Raw genomic sequence first — 15,262 nt, forward strand, 5'->3', positions numbered from 1 at the left:
GCGACAGCTTGGCCAGCGCCTGCCCGAAACCGGCCACCGCGGCCAGACACGCCACCAGGAACGCCCCGAAGAAGACCGCCGCCGTGATGGCCATGCCCAGCACGATCGCCACGACCGTGACGATGATGATCTCCGGCGCCCGGGACCTGAGCCACGCCCCGACCGCCGTGCCCAGCGCGTTCCCCGCGCCCGCCGCGACGCCCACTATCCCCAGGGACACCGCGGCGCTGGAGCCGGTCAGGGGGTGCTCGCGCAGCAGGAAGGCGAGGAAGAAGATCAGGAACCCGGACAGGCAGCGCAGGGCGGCGTTGGCGGCGAGCGCGTGGGTGACGGCCGTGCCGACCGTGCGCAGGCCGGGCCGCTTGGGCGGCTTGCGGAGCGGCCGGTGCAGATGCTGTTCGTCCGCCGCGAGCAGCGCCCGGTCCTCGCCCTTGGCCGAGTCGACCTTCGGCGGCAGGGAGAAGGACAGGAACGTTCCCGCCACGAAGATCACGAAGGCGCCGTAGAGCGGCCAGCGGGAGCCGACGGCCTGCAGCCCCGCACCGATCGGCGCGGCGATCCCGGTGGCGAGCAGGCCGCCCAGCGTCACCCGCGAGTTCGCCTTGACCAGCGAGAACGCGGGCGGCAGCAGCCGGGGTACGACGGCGCTCCTGACCACGCCGTACGCCTTGGAGGCGACCAGCACGCCGAGTGCCGCCGGATACAGCTCAAGGCCTCCGCCGGCCGCCGCCCCGGCGATCACCAGCGCCAGCAGCGCCCGAGCGAGCATCGCGCCCGCCATCGCGGCGCGGCGCCCGTGGGGCAGCCGGTCGAGGAGGGGGCCGATCACGGGGGCGAGGAGGGTGAACGGCGCCATGGTGATCGCGAGGTAGAGCGCGACCCGGCCGCGCGCCTCGTCGGTGGGCACCGAGAAGAACACGGTGGAGGCCAGCGCCACGGTGACCATGACGTCCCCGGCGCCGTTCACCGCGTGCAGTTCGATCAGCTTGCCGAGACCTGACTCGCCGGCGCCGTGCGCGTGGGTCACCTTCCGGATGCCCCGCACCGCCGCGGCGAAGGGGAGACACAGCGCACGGCCGACCGCGCGGACGGACCCGCCGAACCGGCCCGAACCACTGCCCTGGCTGCTCCCCTTGAACCCCTTCGATCCACCGACCCCGGAGGCCTTCTGGGGCATCCTCGCGGCTGCCACCCCGTCATAGTGCCCCGGAACAGCCCCAGGTAGCGCCATTACGCCACGGATGGGACGGATCCAACAGCCACAGGCACCAACGGGGGCGGAGCCGCAACGGGGGTGCGGGGGCGGAGCCCCCGCCGGGGCGCCCCGGGACGGAGCTGTACGGGGTGCAGGGACGGAGCTGCACGGGGTGCGGGGGCGAAGTCGCACGGGGGTGCAAGGGCGAAGCCTGTGGGGGTGCGGGGGCGGAGCCCCGCCGGGGCGGCGGCCCGGAGCGGAGCTGTACGGGGTGCAGGGGGGCGGAGCCGCACGGGGGTGCAGGGGGCGGAGCCCCCGCCGGGGTCCGGGGCGGAGCCCCGTGGCGGGAGTTCTGTCCCACCGAGTCGGGTGGGTGGGTGGGAAACCTCGGGGTCCGGGGCGGAGCCCCGTGGCGGGACCCGTGCCCCACCGAGTCGGGCGGGTGGGTGGGCACCCGGGCAGCCCCCCAACCCCCCGGAGGGAAACCCACCCCACCACCGGTGTAGGCCCAGCGCCGACGAGAAGGTAGCGTGCGTAGCGCGCCGTGGCGAACGTTCTCGGCCGCGCGCCCTACGGACATACCGCAGAATGGATGACGTGGGTGCGCCCGAGCGCGATCGGGCGCGTACGTCGACGCGGTCCGCAGGTCCGCTCCGTCCGCCCCGCCGCCTTCAGGCCGGCGCACCCGAGAGACGGCGTAGGAGAGAAGCGATACCTGTGAGCGCAGCGACCACGCGAAGCCGCACCCCCGACCGCCTGTGCGCCGAGGCCGTCGACCTCGCCCGCGCCGCAGCAGAGGAGGCGGCCGCGCCCGGCGTGGTCGGTGAGCACACCGGCCTGGTGTCCGAGGGCGACCGCGTCGTCACACACTTCTTCGAGTGCAAGGAACTGGGGTACCGCGGCTGGCGCTGGGCCGTGACCGTGGCCCGCGCCTCCCGCGCCAAGATCGTCACCTTGGACGAGGCGGTCCTGCTGCCCGGCCCCGACGCGCTGCTCGCCCCCGAGTGGGTGCCGTGGAGCGAGCGGCTGCGCCCGGGGGACATGGGCCCGGGCGACCTGCTCCCCACCGACGCCGAGGATCTCCGCCTGGAACCCGGTTTCTCCGGCGAGGACGAGCCCGCGCCGGACTCCGCGATCTCCGCGGACATGGCCGAACTGGTGGAGGCGGAGGACGCCGAGGTCACCGCGGCCCCGCCGAGGAACCTGCCCGCGGCGCCGTCGCGCGGCTCGATCGCGGCGCTCGCCGAGGAACTGGGCATGCGCCGCGCCCGCGTGCTGTCCCGCTACGGCCTGCATGTCGCCGCCGACCGCTGGGAGGAGGCGTTCGGCGCGAAGACGCCGATGGCCCAGGCCGCCCCGGCCCCCTGCGTGAGCTGCGGCTTCCTGGTGCCGATCGGCGGCTCGCTGGGTCAGGCCTTCGGCCTGTGCGCCAACGAGTTCTCCCCGGCCGACGGCCGCGTGGTGTCCCTGGCGTACGGCTGCGGAGGACACTCCGAGGCCGCCGTCATGCCGAAGCCCCCACAGCCGGCCCCGCCGGTGGTCGACGAGACCCGCGTGGACCCGTTCCCGCTGCGCCCGTCCCGCGACTCGGGCTCGGTCCCCGTCTCCGACGACGAGACGGCCGAGCTCGGCCACTCGTAGGCGCTTGGTACAGATCACGCCAACCGGCACGAAAGGGTGGGGAGGGGTCGCCGTCCCCACCCTCCCCACCGCTTGAGCGGGAAGCGGCTCCTGACCGCCGCAAGCAGCTGGTGACGGCCGGCCCTAGTCGAACCAACGGTCCCGGGCCAGTTCCTCCGTGCGGGACGGGTCCTCCAGCAGGGCGGCGACCTCGAAGCGTCGCGGCCACTGGCCCGACGCCCAGGCGAGACCGGCGGCGACGCCCTCGAGGGTGGCCGCGTGCAGGACGCCGTCCGAGGTCAGGCGCCAGTCCAGCTCGGTGCCGTCGACGACCAGCTCCTCGTGCTCGACGTACGTCCGCGGGGTGCGCGGGCCGAGCAGCACCCCCACCGGCTCGGGTACGTCGTGCTCGGTGCCCGCGGAGTCCACCGAACCGGCGACCGACTCGCTCAGCCGCCGCACCTGGAACAGCTCCGCCAGCTCCGCCGCCAGCGCCGGCCGCACCGGCAGCAGCGGCACACCGGCGGTGAAGGGCAGCAGGTCCGGGGAGTCGCACACCACCGCCTCGGCCGCGTCCACCACCTTCACCCGGCCGTCGACCACGGCCCGCAGGTCGTCGGGCAGCGTCACCCGGTCGGGGTCCAGCACCGCCAGCGCCCCGTACAGGGCGTGCAGTTGGGCGGCCGTGACCGGGCGCGCGGGATCGGCCAGCCGGTCGAGCAGTTCGGCGGCCCCGCCCGGCTCGTCGAGCAGCGCGGCCACCGAGGTGCGCACACCCAGCGCCCGCAGCACCTGCTCGTCCTCGAATCCGGTGGCGTCGGCCTCGTCGTACAGGCCGCGCAGCAGCGGGTCGGAACCGGCGGCGCGCAGACCGGCCGGGCGGCGGCCGCCGAGCACCGGGTGCCCGCGCAGCCACCAGGCGGTGTAGGGCCGTACCACCTCGTGGGTGCCGTCGGGCAGCAGGATGCGCACCGGCTGGGTGAGCGCGTCCCGCAGCGGCGGCCGGGCGAGCAGGGCGAGGGCGCGCGGCCACTGGTCGTCGTCGACGAGGTCCAGGTCGCGCACGGCGACGACCTCGGTGGCGACCGGCGGCACGGGCGTGTCCGGGAAGCGGTCGAGCACGTCCTCGCACCACACGTCCACCGCGTCGAGCAGCCCGGGGTCGTCGGGCTGGGGGAAGTCCCCCTCACGGGGCTCCAGTTCGTCGGGGTCGAGGACGACGTCGGTGGCCCGTACGAGCGCGAAGTCCACGAGCACCCCGCAGGCGGCGAGCGGCTGCTCGCCCCACCTCTCGGCCAGTTCCCGGTCCACCGCGGGCAGTTCGTCCTCGCGCATCACGCTCGCGAACGGGCCGCCGGGGAAGACCAGTTCGCCGGCCGGGGCGAGTTCGCCGTCCTCGTCGGGCAGCGCGAGCGCGCCGAGCCAGGGCTCGTCGCCCGGTTCCAGGTTCGCGTCCCGGACCAGGGCGAGGACGGTGTCGGCGAGTTCCTCTGCGTCCGGGGTGTCCTCGTCCCAGCCGCCGGCGTCCTCGTCGAGGGAGGCGGCGACCGCGGCCCGCACCTGCGGGGTGGTGAGCACCGCGCGCGGGGTCGCGGGCAGCGCGCCCAGCTTCTCCAGGATCGGGTGGGCGGCGTCCGGGTGGGCGACCTTCAGCCCGAGCCGGGCCAGCACCTCCGCGTCGAAGGGGGTGGCGCCCGTGGCAGTCCCGGTCTGAGGCGTCGGCAGCAGGACCTGGCGGGGGCCGATGGTCGTACGGCTGTCGGCCAGCGGCACCGGCAGGCCGGAGAGCCGGTCGGGGTCGACGCCCGCGAGGCTGTCGTACAGCCGCCGCCACCAGGCCGGCGCCTTCTCCAGCCCGGCCAGCCGGTCGATCGCGTCGGTCAGCGGCAGCCGTGCCACGCCCAGCGTGCGCAGCTCCGCGCGCCGCTCCAGCCCGGCCGGCAGCAGGGTCGGCAGCACCTCCGCCAGGACCCGCACCGTCTCGGCGCCCGCGCCCTCCACCACCTCGGCGTCACGCGGGCGCAGCGACTCGGGCAGGTCGTCCGGGGCCTCGTCGGGGCCGTGCCCGTGGGGTGCGGCGGCGGGCGGCAGGAAGGAGGTGCGCGGCAGCCGGTCGAGTACGGCCCGGCGCAGGGCGCCGTCCAGCTCGCCCTTGCCCAGCGGGCCAGGCACCAGGCCGATGACTCCCTCGGTCACCGGGCGCCAGTCGGCGAGGAGCCCGGCGTAGGCGTCGGCCGCGCGCTGCACCAGGAAGTCGGTGAGCGGACCCGGCGCGGTGTGCCGGCGGGTGGTGTCCAGCGGGAACGACGCGATGAGCAGCGCGGGCACACCGAGGGGCTCGTCGCTCGGCGTGGGCGCGTGCAGGACCGGGCTGGTGCGGGGGCGGCCCGGGGCGCCGTCGGCGTCGACGGGAACGGCCCAGGTCACCGACCAGTACGGGCGCAGCCGCTCCTCGACCGGGCGGTCGGCGAGGAGTTCGGGCGTGAGCGGCCCGTGTGCGGCGGCCGTACGCCACCGTGTCTCGCCCTCGCGGGTGTCCTCGACCACGGTCAGGGCGCCCTCGGCGCGGCGGCGCAGGGTGCGGGGGGCGTCGCCGCCGATCTCGACGACGACCTCTTCGAGGCCCGGCAGGGCGAGCAGCAGCGCGTCGTCCACGGCGTGCAGCAGCCGCTCGGCGAGGTCGGCGGCGGCGGTGTCCCGCAGCGGCAGGATGACGACCGTGTCGTACGGGTCGGGGGCCGTGCCCTCGGCCGCGAACGGCAGCCTCAGCAGCGGGACGTGACCGTCCCGGCGGCGGATCTCGTCACCGAGTCCGGGGCTGTGCCGCGCGGTCTCCCCGGCCAGGCCCCGGGCCTCGGCCAGGGACCAGCGGACCCCGCCGTGCCTGCCGACGACGGCGGGCTCGTCGGTGACGGCGAGCACGGCGGCGAATCCGACGCCGAACCGGCCCACGGACGTCACCTCGGAGCCGGTGGCCTCACGCTTGGCGGAGGCGCGCAGGGTGGACAGCGACTCCACACCGGCCGCGTCCAGCGGGGCGCCGGTGTTGGCGGCGACGAGGACGCCGTCGCGCAGGGTCAGGCGCAGCCGACCGGGCACGCCCGCGCGGGCGGCCGCGTCGGCGGCGTTCTGCGCCAGCTCCACCACGAGCCGGTCCCGGTAGCCGCCGAGGACCAGGTCCTCCTCGGCGTTGGCATCCTCACGGAACCGGGCCGGGCTGGTCGCCCAGGCGTCCAGCACACCGCGCCGCAGACGCGCGGTCCCGAACGGATCGCCCCCGGCGGACGGCTGCACCAACATGCTCACGTTCACTCTCCTCCTGGGCGTGTGCCCCGAAGGTACCGCGCTGCCCGGCGGGAGCACGCGCGGCAGGGGTACGCCTCCGTGCACCGAGCGGGCCACGGACAGGGCTCCTGCCGCACCGGGACGCCTGCGCGTTGCCTCAGGTTTGTAGCGGAGACTGCCGCTGTCCGCCGGACCACGAGGGCTCCCCCTGGGGAAGCGGCTGTTGCGGAGGGGTCCGGGCAGGAGGGCGCCGGGAAGCCGAGCACCGGGCCGCCGGAGGGCCGCGCCATCCCCGGTCCGGCACGGACGAGTGGCGACCTCGGCACCTCCGTCGACGGCACCTTCCGCTACGCCTTCGCCCGCACCTCGACCACCTCGGCGGTCAGCGCCACGGGTGACCGCGTCGACGTCCGGTAGGCGGACGCCGCAGGCGTGCCCTAGGCGGGGAAGCGGCGGTCGACCCACTTCCACAGCAGTTCCAGGACGGCCGACGCCACGACGGCGATGCCCACCGCGAGCCAGGGCATGGCCGTCCCCACCAGTTCGAGTGCGAAGAAGGACTGCAGCGCCGGCACGGCCAGCACCCCCACGAAGGCCGCGCCCATCGCCGCGACCAGGGCGGCCCGCCACCAGGTGTAGGGGCGGGCGATGATCGCCAGCACCCACATCGACACCAGGAACAGGGTGAGCGTCGCCGCGCTGGTCTCGGCGTCGAGACTGTCCGCGCCGGTGTAGTGGTGGCGGGCGATCAGATACGTCACGAAGGTCGCCACCGCCGCCACCACTCCGCCCGGCAGCGAGTAGCGCATGACGCGGCGCACGAAGTGCGGCCGGGCCCGCTCGGTGTTCGGGGCGAGGGCCAGGAAGAAGGCCGGCACGCCGATGGTGAGGGTGGACAGCAGGGTCAGGTGCCGGGGCAGGAAGGGGTACTCGACCTGCGAGAACACCACCAGCAGCGCCAGCAGCACCGAGTAGACCGTCTTGACCAGGAACAGGGTCGCGACCCGGGTGATGTTGCCGATCACCCGCCGCCCCTCGGCGACCACCGACGGCAGCGCGGCGAAGTTGTTGTTCAGCAGCACGATCTGGGCGACCGCCCGGGTGGCCTCCGAGCCGGAGCCCATCGACACGCCGATGTCGGCGTCCTTCAGGGCGAGCACGTCGTTCACGCCGTCCCCGGTCATCGCGACCGTGTGCCCGCGCGACTGCAGCGCGCCCACCATGTCCCGCTTCTGCTGCGGGGTGACCCGCCCGAAGACCGTGCCGTCCTCCAGCTCCCGCGCCATGGCCTCCCGCTCGGCGGGCAGCCGGCGCGCGTCGACGGCGGTGCCGGTCAGGCCGACCTTGGCGGCGACCGCGCCCACCGACACCGCGTTGTCGCCGGAGATGACCTTGGCGCGGACGTTCTGCCGGGCGAAGAAGTCCAGGGTGTCCGCCGCGTCCGGGCGCAGCCGCTGCTCCAGGACGACGAGGGCGGCGGGCGTGACGGTCCCGGCGACGTCCGGGGCGTCCAGGTCGTGGGCGGTGCGGGCCAGCAGCAGTACGCGCAGGCCCTGCTCGTTCAGCCGGCCGGTCTCGGCGAGGGTGGGCGAGTCCCCGTCCAGCAGCACGTCCGGGGCGCCCAGCAGCCACGTACTGGACTCGCCGTCGCCCTCGCTGAAGCTCGCGCCGCTGTACTTGCGGGCGGAGGAGAAGGGCAGCGACTCCACGCAGCGCCACTCCTCGCTGTCCGGGCAGGAGTCGATGATCGCCTGGAGGGAGGCGTTGGGGCGCGGGTCGGACTCGCCGAGGGCGCCGAGCACCTTGCGTATGTAGGACTCGTCGTAGCCGTCGAGGGTGCGCAGCTCGGTGACGTCCATGCCGCCCTCGGTGAGGGTGCCGGTCTTGTCCAGGCAGACCGTGTCGACGCGGGCCAGGCCCTCGATCGCGGGCAGCTCCTGGACCAGGCACTGTTTGCGGCCCAGCCGGATCACACCGATCGCGAAGGCGACCGAGGTCAGCAGCACCAGGCCCTCGGGCACCATCGGGACGATGCCGCCGACCGTGCGGGCCACGGACTCCTTCAGGCCGCCGTGCTTGACGACCAGCTGGCTGATGACCAGGCCGATCGCGGTCGGGACCATCATCCACGTCACGTACTTGAGGATGGTGGAGATGCCCGAGCGCAGCTCGGAGTGGACGAGGGTGAAGCGGGAGGCCTCCTCGGCGAGCTGGGCGGCGTAGGCCTCGCGGCCCACCCTGGACGCGCGGAAGGCGCCGCCGCCCGCGACGACGAAGCTGCCGGACATCACGTGGTCGCCGCGCCGCTTGACGACCGGGTCGGCCTCACCGGTGAGCAGCGACTCGTCGATCTCCAGGCCGTCGGCCTCCACGCAGATGCCGTCCACGACCACCTTGTCGCCCGGCCCGATCTCGATGACGTCGTCGAGGACGATCTCCGAGGTGCCGATCTCGGTGGCGTTGCCGTCGCGGCGCACGGTGGGGCGGGCCTCGCCGATCACGGCGAGGGAGTCCAGGGTCTGCTTGGCCCGCCACTCCTGGATGATGCCGATGCCGGTGTTGGCGAGGATCACGAAGCCGAACAGGCTGTCCTGGATCGGCGCGACGAACAGCGTGATCAGCCAGAGCACGCCGATGATCGCGTTGAAGCGGGTGAAGACGTTCGCGCGGACGATCTCGGCGAGGGAGCGGCTGCTGCGCACCGGCACGTCGTTGACCTGGCCGCGGGCGACGCGCTCCGCGACCTCGGCGTGGGTCAGGCCGTCCGCCCGGACCGGCGGACAGGGCACGGGGTGCACCGGGTCCAGCTCTGCGCCCGCGTCGACATGGGTCATGCATTCGACGGTACGTGGCCCGATGCGGCTTGACCCGTCGAGCGGGGCGAAGATCCGACCTGGGGAGGAGCGGGCCGCGGGGCGGTGTCCTGCGGAGGTTGTACGGGTCGTACGGGCCGTATGGGTCGTAGGCGTCCTAGGCGTCGTACGGGTCGTGTACGGGGGCTGCTTGCCCCGGCGCCGGTGCGCCGGTGTGCCGGCTCGGGCGTCGCCTACTCGGCCGGTGTCTTCTCGGCGGAGGGCGCTTCGGTGGCGGCGGCCCGCTTGATCGCGGCGTCGCGCCTGCGGACGTACCAGACGCCGATCAGGCCCAGGCCGCCGCCGGCCAGGCAGGTCCACACCCACCAGGTGTGGCCGTGGTCGGAGAACCAGCCGTAGAAGGGGAGCTGGACCAGGAAGAGGACGAACCAGACGATCGTGCCGCCGGTGATGGTGGCGACCACGGGGCCCTCCAGGGGCTCCGGCGCCTCGTGCGTGGGAGTCCACTTCGCCATGGGCCTCAGCTTACGTCCCCGGTGGGGAGAGCCTTCGCCGCCGTCGGCCCTTGCGGGGTTGCGGCGGGAGCGGAGCGGTCGTGGCTCCCATGGAAGGTCTACGCGCGGAGATAGCCTTTTCGGCTTTATATGTTCATACTGAAACAGTCTGAGTCTGGCCACTTCTGTTCGTATGAAACGCCAAGGGCCATCCATGGCGTCGCGACGGAAGCCCGCAGAGCCCGCCTCGGCACCCCTACCCCCGCCCCCTTGAGGTCACCCGCATGTCCACCTCGGCCACCGCCAAGGCCCCCGCCCCCGAGCAGCCGGGCACGCCGCCCGCGTACGGCGCACTCGACCGCTACTTCAAGATCTCCGAACGCGGCAGCACGCTGTCCCGGGAGATCCGCGGCGGTTTCGCCACCTTCTTCGCGATGGCCTACATCATCGTGCTGAACCCGATCATCCTGAGCAGCGCGAAGGACATGTACGGGCATCAGCTGAACAGCGGCCAGCTGGTCACCGCCACCGCCGTGACCGCCGCGTTCACCACGCTGCTCATGGGCGTCATCGGCAACGTGCCCATCGCGCTCGCCGCCGGACTCGGCGTCAACACCGTGGTCGCGCTCCAGCTCGCCCCGCGCATGTCCTGGCCGGACGCGATGGGCATGGTCGTGCTCGCCGGCTTCGTGGTGATGCTGCTGGTCGCCACCGGTCTGCGGGAGCGGGTCATGAACGCGGTGCCGCTCGGCCTGCGCAAGGGCATCTCCATCGGCATCGGCCTGTTCATCATGCTGATCGGCCTGGTCGACTCCGGCTTCGTCTCCCGGATCCCGGACGTGGCGCACACCACCGTCCCGCTCCAGCTCGGCGCCGACGGCCACCTCAACGGCTGGCCGGTCCTGGTCTTCGTGCTGGGCGCGCTGCTCACCCTGGCGCTGATCGTGCGCAAGGTGCCCGGGGCGATCCTGATCTCGATCGTCGCGATGACCGTCCTCGGTGTCGTCGTCAACGCCGTCGCCAAGGTGCCCTCCTGGGGCCTGACCACCCCGAAGTGGCCCGGCAACCCGGTCTCCACGCCCGACTTCGGCCTGATCGGCCAGGTCAGTCTGTTCGGCGGCTTCGCCAAGGTCGGTGTGCTGACCGGCGTGCTGTTCGTCTTCACCGTGCTGCTGTCCTGCTTCTTCGACGCCATGGGCACGATCATGGGCATCAGCGACGAGGCGAAGCTGACCGACGCCCAGGGGCAGATGCCCGGCATCAACAAGGTCCTCTTCGTCGACGGCATCGCCGTCGCGGCCGGCGGCGCCAGCTCCTCCTCGGCCACCACCTGCTTCGTGGAGTCGACCGCGGGCGTCGGTGAGGGCGCCCGCACGGGCTTCGCCAACGTCGTGACCGGCGCGCTGTTCGCCGTGGCGCTGTTCCTGACCCCGGTCGCCACCATGGTCCCGTCCCAGGCGGCCACCCCGGCGCTGCTCGCGGTGGGCTTCCTGATCCTGGCCGGCTCGGTGCGGGAGATCGACTGGTCCGACTACACGATCGCGATGCCGGCCTTCGTCACCATGGTGATGATGCCGTTCACCTACTCGATCACCAACGGCATCGGCATGGGCTTCATCACCTTCGTCCTGCTGCGTCTGGCGGCCGGCCGCGGCCGCGAGGTGCCGGCGGCGATGTACGTGGTGGCGGCGGTGTTCGGCTTCTACTACCTGATGCCGGCCCTGGGCCTGACCTGATCCCGGTGGGGTTTCACGTGGGTCGGGTGACCCCGTAGAACCTCTCCGTCTCCTCGACGGCGGTCTGGAACCGCTCGTCGAAGTCATCGCGAATGAGCGTCCGGACGACATAGTCCTGGACGCTCATTCCCCTTTTGGCGGCATGGTGCCGGAGCCGTTCGAGCAGCTCACGGTCTATGCGCAGGCTGAGCACGCTGGTCCCCATGGAGTCGAGGGTCGCCGCACGTCCGCGCGGGTCGCGTCACGTTCCGCCGCGAGATCACCCATTTGAGTGATGTTGTGCCGAACGGCCCGCGCGTGGCAAGGGTCACGGGCAAAGCGGCGTGTCCCGGGTGGTCCTTAGCGAGAGTAATGAGTTACGCTAAAGAACATGCCGGACCTTACCCATGGCGACGACGCTGCCGCCGTGAACTCGTTGCGATCCGCCGTGATGCGGCTGTCCCGTCGGCTCAAGCACCAGCGCGTCGACGAGTCGCTGAGCCCCACAGAGATGTCGGTGCTGGGCACCCTCGCCAACTGCGGAAGCGCCACCCCGGGCGAGCTCGCCCGCAAGGAGCATGTGCAGCCGCCGTCGATGACCCGCATCGTGGCGCTGCTCGAGGCCAAGGGGCTGGTCCGGCTGGAGCCGCACCCCGAGGACCGGCGCCAGAAGGTCGTCACCAGGACCGAGCAGGCCGTGACCATGCTCGAGGAGAGCCGCCGCAAGCGGAACGCCTTCCTGGCCGGCCTGGTCGAAGGGCTCGACGAGGACGAGTGGGCCAAACTGCGCGCCGCCGCCCCCGTGCTGGAGAAGCTCGCACATCTGTAATCAGGCAGCGTTTCGCGAGGAGGCGAACCTTTGAGTACGGGATCCGGAGCAGCTTCCGCCCCCGCACCGACCACCCCTTCGACCCCAGGCCCCCGCAGGTCCTCGATGTTCAGCTCGCTGCGCATCAGGAACTACCGGCTGTTCTTCCTGGGCCAGGTCGTCTCCAACACCGGCACCTGGATGCAGCGCATCGCCCAGGACTGGCTGGTGCTCAGCCTCACCGGCTCCTCCGCCGCCGTCGGCATCACGACCGCCCTGCAGTTCCTGCCCATGCTGCTGTTCGGGCTCTACGGCGGTGTGCTCGTCGACCGGCTGCCCAAGCGGCCGGCGCTGCTCGTCACGCAGTCGTCGATGGCGGTCACCGGCCTCGTGCTCGCCGCGCTCACCCTGACCGGACACGTCCAGGTCTGGCACGTCTACGTGGCCGCCTTCGCGGTCGGCCTCGCCACGGTGGTCGACAACCCGGCCCGCCAGTCCTTCGTCTCCGAGATGGTCGGCCCGGGGCAGCTGCAGAACGCGGTCAGCCTGAACTCGGCGAACTTCCAGTCCGCCCGGCTGGTCGGCCCCGCCGTCGCGGGCGTCATGATCACCGGTGTCGGCACCGGCTGGGCGTTCCTCGCCAACGGCCTGTCCTTCGTCGCGCCCATCGCGGGGCTGCTGCTGATGCGCGCCCGTGAGCTGCACGTCGTCGAGCGCGCCCCGCGCGGCAAGGGCCAGCTCCGCGAGGGCCTGCGCTACGTCGCCGGACGGCCCGACCTGATCTGGCCGATCGTCCTGGTCGGCTTCATCGGCACCTTCGGCTTCAACTTCCCGGTCTGGCTGTCGGCCTACGCCGACGACGTCTTCCACGCCGGCGCCGGCGCCTACAGCCTGTTCAACACGATGATGGCGATCGGCTCCCTGATCGGCGCCCTGCTCGCCGCCCGGCGCGGAACGGCCCGGCTGCGCGTGCTGATCGCGGCGGCCGTCGCCTTCGGCACGCTGGAGATCGTCTCCTCGCTGGCCCCGTCGTACTGGCTGTTCGCGCTGCTGATGACCCCGATCGGCGTCTTCGGCATGACCGTCAACGTCACCGCCAACACCGCGGTGCAGATGGCCACCGACCCGGCCATGCGGGGACGGGTGATGTCCCTGTTCATGATGGTCTTCATGGGCGGTACGCCCCTGGGCGCCCCGCTCGTCGGCTGGGTCACCGACGCCTACGGCGCCCGCATCGGCTTCGCCCTCGGCGGCATCGTCTCGGTCGCCGCGGCCACCGTCATCGGCCTGATCCTCACCCGCCTCGGCGGCCTCCGCCTCACCCTCGCCTGGCACCGAGGCCACCCCCGGGTGAACCTCGTCCCCCGGGACCACCGCGAGGAACTGGCCCCCGTGGCGTGAGCCGGGCCGGGAGCGCCGGGAAGACCGGGATCCGTGGGCCCGGGAGACCTAGTCGCGGGGAAACTCGTCGGTCTTGAGGACGAGGCCGACGACCGTGTCGGTGAGGTCCAGTTCCTCCCCGAAGTCGGCCTTCACCTCGACAGCGTACTTGCCGTCCCGGGGGTGGGTGTGGACGACGCACTCACCCCGGTAGGGGTCGGCGATCACGAAGACCGGGACTTCGGCCTTGGCGTAGGCGGTCTTCTTCGGGCCGTAGTCGTTGGCCGCCGTGCCCTTGGAAATGACCTCGGCGACGAACTCGACGTCCTCGCAGCGCCAGTGGCCCCCCTCCGTCCTGCCGGCGTCCTCGGCGATCACCGTCACGTCGGCCGCGAATCCGTTGAGGTGGCCCGGGTAGTCGATCCGGACGTCCGACTTGACGCGCTTGCGGGGGTACTTGGTCCGCAACTGGTCGTAGAAGTCCGCAATGATTTCCCAGTGGGTGTCCCGCTGTGGCGACATGAAGACGGTCCCCTCGACGACCTCGACCTTGTATCCCTCGGGGACGGGCATCTTCTCGAGCCGCTCGAACATCTCGTCGAGCGTGATCGTGTTGTCGCTCTCGGCCATCGCGATCCTGTCTTCGAGGACGGTCATCGTGGCGCTCCTCCCCGGCCGCCCCATGAACGAATGCGGCCGCGCGGTACAACGATACGCACGGTCATTCGGTCACGCCCACGCGTGGCGGGAGACTGTTCCCATGAGACTCTTCGCTGCCGTGCTGCCGCCGGAGGACGTCGTGCTCGAGGTCGAGCGGGTGGTCGGGGAGCTGCGGGGGCTGCCGGGGGCGGAGGGGCTGCGGTGGACCGGGCCGGCCGGGTGGCACTTCACGCTCGCCTTCTACGGCGACGTCGACGACGGGACCGTAGCGGAACTGGAGGAGCGGCTGGGGCGGGCCGCGCGCCGTACGCCGGCCTTCGAGCTCGCCCTGCGCGGGGGCGGGCAGTTCGGGCGGGGCAAGGCGCTGTGGGCCGGGGCGGAGGGCGATCTGCGGACCATGCGGCTGCTGGCCGAGCGTGCGGAGGCGGCGGCGCGGAAGGCCGGCGTGGAGATGGGGGAGCACCGCCGCTACAAGGCCCACCTGACCGTGGCCCGCGGGCGGGACGCGGTGGACGTGCGGCCGTACGTGAAGGCACTGGAGGGCTTCGGGACGCGCACCTGGACCGTGGAGGAGCTGGTCCTCGTCCGCAGCCACCTGCCGAGGTCGGGCGTGCCGGGGGAGCAGCCCCGCTACGAGGCGGTCGCCCGCCGGGCGCTCGGCGGCGCCGGTTAGTCTCGAAGACGTGGACCCGAAGACCCGTAACCGGATCATGGCCGTAGCGCTCGTGCTGATGTTCGCCGTCGTCGCCCTGGCGGCCGCGCTCGGCAGGTGACGCCGAGCGCGGCCGCCCGGGGCCGTTCGGTGACCCGCGCGACTCAGCCGCTCACCAGGCGAAGGCCTCCGGGGACGGTCCCGGGCCCGGGAAGATCTCGTCCAGCCCGGCCAGCACCTCCTCGCTCAGCTCCAGTTCGACCGCCCGCAGCGCCGACTCCAGCTGCCCTGCGGTCCGCGGCCCCACGATCGGGCCGGTCACGCCGGGCCGGGTGAGCAGCCAGGCCAGGGCCGCCTCGCCCGGCTCGAGACCGTGCTTGTCGAGCAGGTCCTCGTAGGCCTGGATCTGCGTGCGCACCGCCGGGTCGTTCAGGGAGTCGGCGGCCCGCCCGGAGGCGCGCCGGCCGCCCTCGGCCTGCTTCTTCAGCACACCGCCCAGCAGCCCGCCGTGCAGCGGGGACCAGGGGATGACCCCGAGCCCGTAGTCCTGCGCGGCCGGGATGACCTCCATCTCGGCGCGCCGCTCGGCGAGGTTGTAGAGGCACTGCTCGCTGACCAGCCCGATGGTCCCGCCCCGGCG

12 protein-coding genes are annotated in these 15,262 nt (G+C 73.0%); 5 read left to right on the forward strand and 7 right to left on the reverse strand.

The genetic code is table 11. The features are described from left to right. On the reverse strand, nucleotides 1–1,192 hold a 1,192-nt coding region (locus IE249_RS18270), incomplete at its 3' end, for an MFS transporter (protein ID WP_229858765.1). Nucleotides 1,193–1,912: 720 nt separating this feature from the next. On the opposite strand from IE249_RS18270, the gene IE249_RS18275 reads away from it, so the two are divergent. Then, nucleotides 1,913–2,836: a DUF3027 domain-containing protein gene (locus IE249_RS18275; RefSeq protein ID WP_189705893.1), complete on the forward strand. Its 924-nt coding sequence runs from the start codon at nucleotides 1,913–1,915 to the stop codon at nucleotides 2,834–2,836. 123 nt (nucleotides 2,837–2,959) lie between these two features. On the opposite strand, the gene IE249_RS18280 is transcribed toward IE249_RS18275, so the two are convergent. The 3 genes from IE249_RS18280 to IE249_RS18290 form a co-directional block, all read right to left on the reverse strand. Beyond that, complete coding sequence (locus IE249_RS18280; protein ID WP_189705894.1) at nucleotides 2,960–6,121, reverse strand: sacsin N-terminal ATP-binding-like domain-containing protein; 3,162 nt, start codon at nucleotides 6,119–6,121, stop codon at nucleotides 2,960–2,962. Nucleotides 6,122–6,537: 416 nt separating this feature from the next. Next, nucleotides 6,538–8,934 (reverse strand): HAD-IC family P-type ATPase, encoded by a 2,397-nt coding sequence (locus IE249_RS18285; protein ID WP_189705895.1) that lies wholly within the window; start codon nucleotides 8,932–8,934, stop codon nucleotides 6,538–6,540. 212 nt (nucleotides 8,935–9,146) lie between these two features. Next, nucleotides 9,147–9,428 carry a DUF2530 domain-containing protein gene (locus IE249_RS18290; RefSeq protein WP_189705896.1) on the reverse strand — a complete coding sequence of 94 codons (282 nt, stop codon included), beginning with the start codon at nucleotides 9,426–9,428 and terminating at the stop codon, nucleotides 9,147–9,149. Between the two features lie 263 nt (nucleotides 9,429–9,691). On the opposite strand from IE249_RS18290, the gene IE249_RS18295 reads away from it, so the two are divergent. Then, nucleotides 9,692–11,143, forward strand: coding sequence for an NCS2 family permease (locus IE249_RS18295; RefSeq protein WP_189705897.1), 1,452 nt, complete (start codon nucleotides 9,692–9,694; stop codon nucleotides 11,141–11,143). Between the two features lie 13 nt (nucleotides 11,144–11,156). Here the strand turns inward: IE249_RS18295 and IE249_RS18300 are convergent, their stop codons facing one another. Then, nucleotides 11,157–11,348: a ribbon-helix-helix protein, CopG family gene (locus IE249_RS18300; protein ID WP_189705898.1), complete on the reverse strand. Its 192-nt coding sequence runs from the start codon at nucleotides 11,346–11,348 to the stop codon at nucleotides 11,157–11,159. Nucleotides 11,349–11,513: 165 nt separating this feature from the next. Here IE249_RS18300 and IE249_RS18305 point away from each other — a divergent pair, with 165 nt between their 5' ends. Further along, nucleotides 11,514–11,951 carry a MarR family winged helix-turn-helix transcriptional regulator gene (locus IE249_RS18305; protein WP_189705899.1) on the forward strand — a complete coding sequence of 146 codons (438 nt, stop codon included), beginning with the start codon at nucleotides 11,514–11,516 and terminating at the stop codon, nucleotides 11,949–11,951. 30 nt (nucleotides 11,952–11,981) lie between these two features. Beyond that, nucleotides 11,982–13,331, forward strand: coding sequence for an MFS transporter (locus IE249_RS18310; RefSeq protein WP_189705900.1), 1,350 nt, complete (start codon nucleotides 11,982–11,984; stop codon nucleotides 13,329–13,331). Between the two features lie 48 nt (nucleotides 13,332–13,379). Here IE249_RS18310 and IE249_RS18315 read toward each other — a convergent pair whose 3' ends face one another. Further along, nucleotides 13,380–13,967: a Uma2 family endonuclease gene (locus IE249_RS18315; RefSeq protein WP_189705901.1), complete on the reverse strand. Its 588-nt coding sequence runs from the start codon at nucleotides 13,965–13,967 to the stop codon at nucleotides 13,380–13,382. A 103-nt stretch (nucleotides 13,968–14,070) separates the two neighbouring features. On the opposite strand from IE249_RS18315, the gene thpR reads away from it, so the two are divergent. Further along, on the forward strand, nucleotides 14,071–14,643 hold the full coding sequence (thpR, locus tag IE249_RS18320; protein ID WP_189705902.1) for an RNA 2',3'-cyclic phosphodiesterase: 573 nt from the start codon (nucleotides 14,071–14,073) through the stop codon (nucleotides 14,641–14,643). A gap of 151 nt (nucleotides 14,644–14,794) precedes the next feature. On the opposite strand, the gene IE249_RS37700 is transcribed toward thpR, so the two are convergent. Continuing rightward, a partial coding sequence (locus IE249_RS37700) for an aldo/keto reductase (RefSeq protein WP_229858766.1) occupies nucleotides 14,795–15,262 on the reverse strand: 468 nt, incomplete at its 5' end.

It is taken from the genome of Streptomyces anandii JCM 4720 (assembly GCF_014650655.1).
Classification (GTDB): domain Bacteria; phylum Actinomycetota; class Actinomycetes; order Streptomycetales; family Streptomycetaceae; genus Streptomyces; species Streptomyces anandii.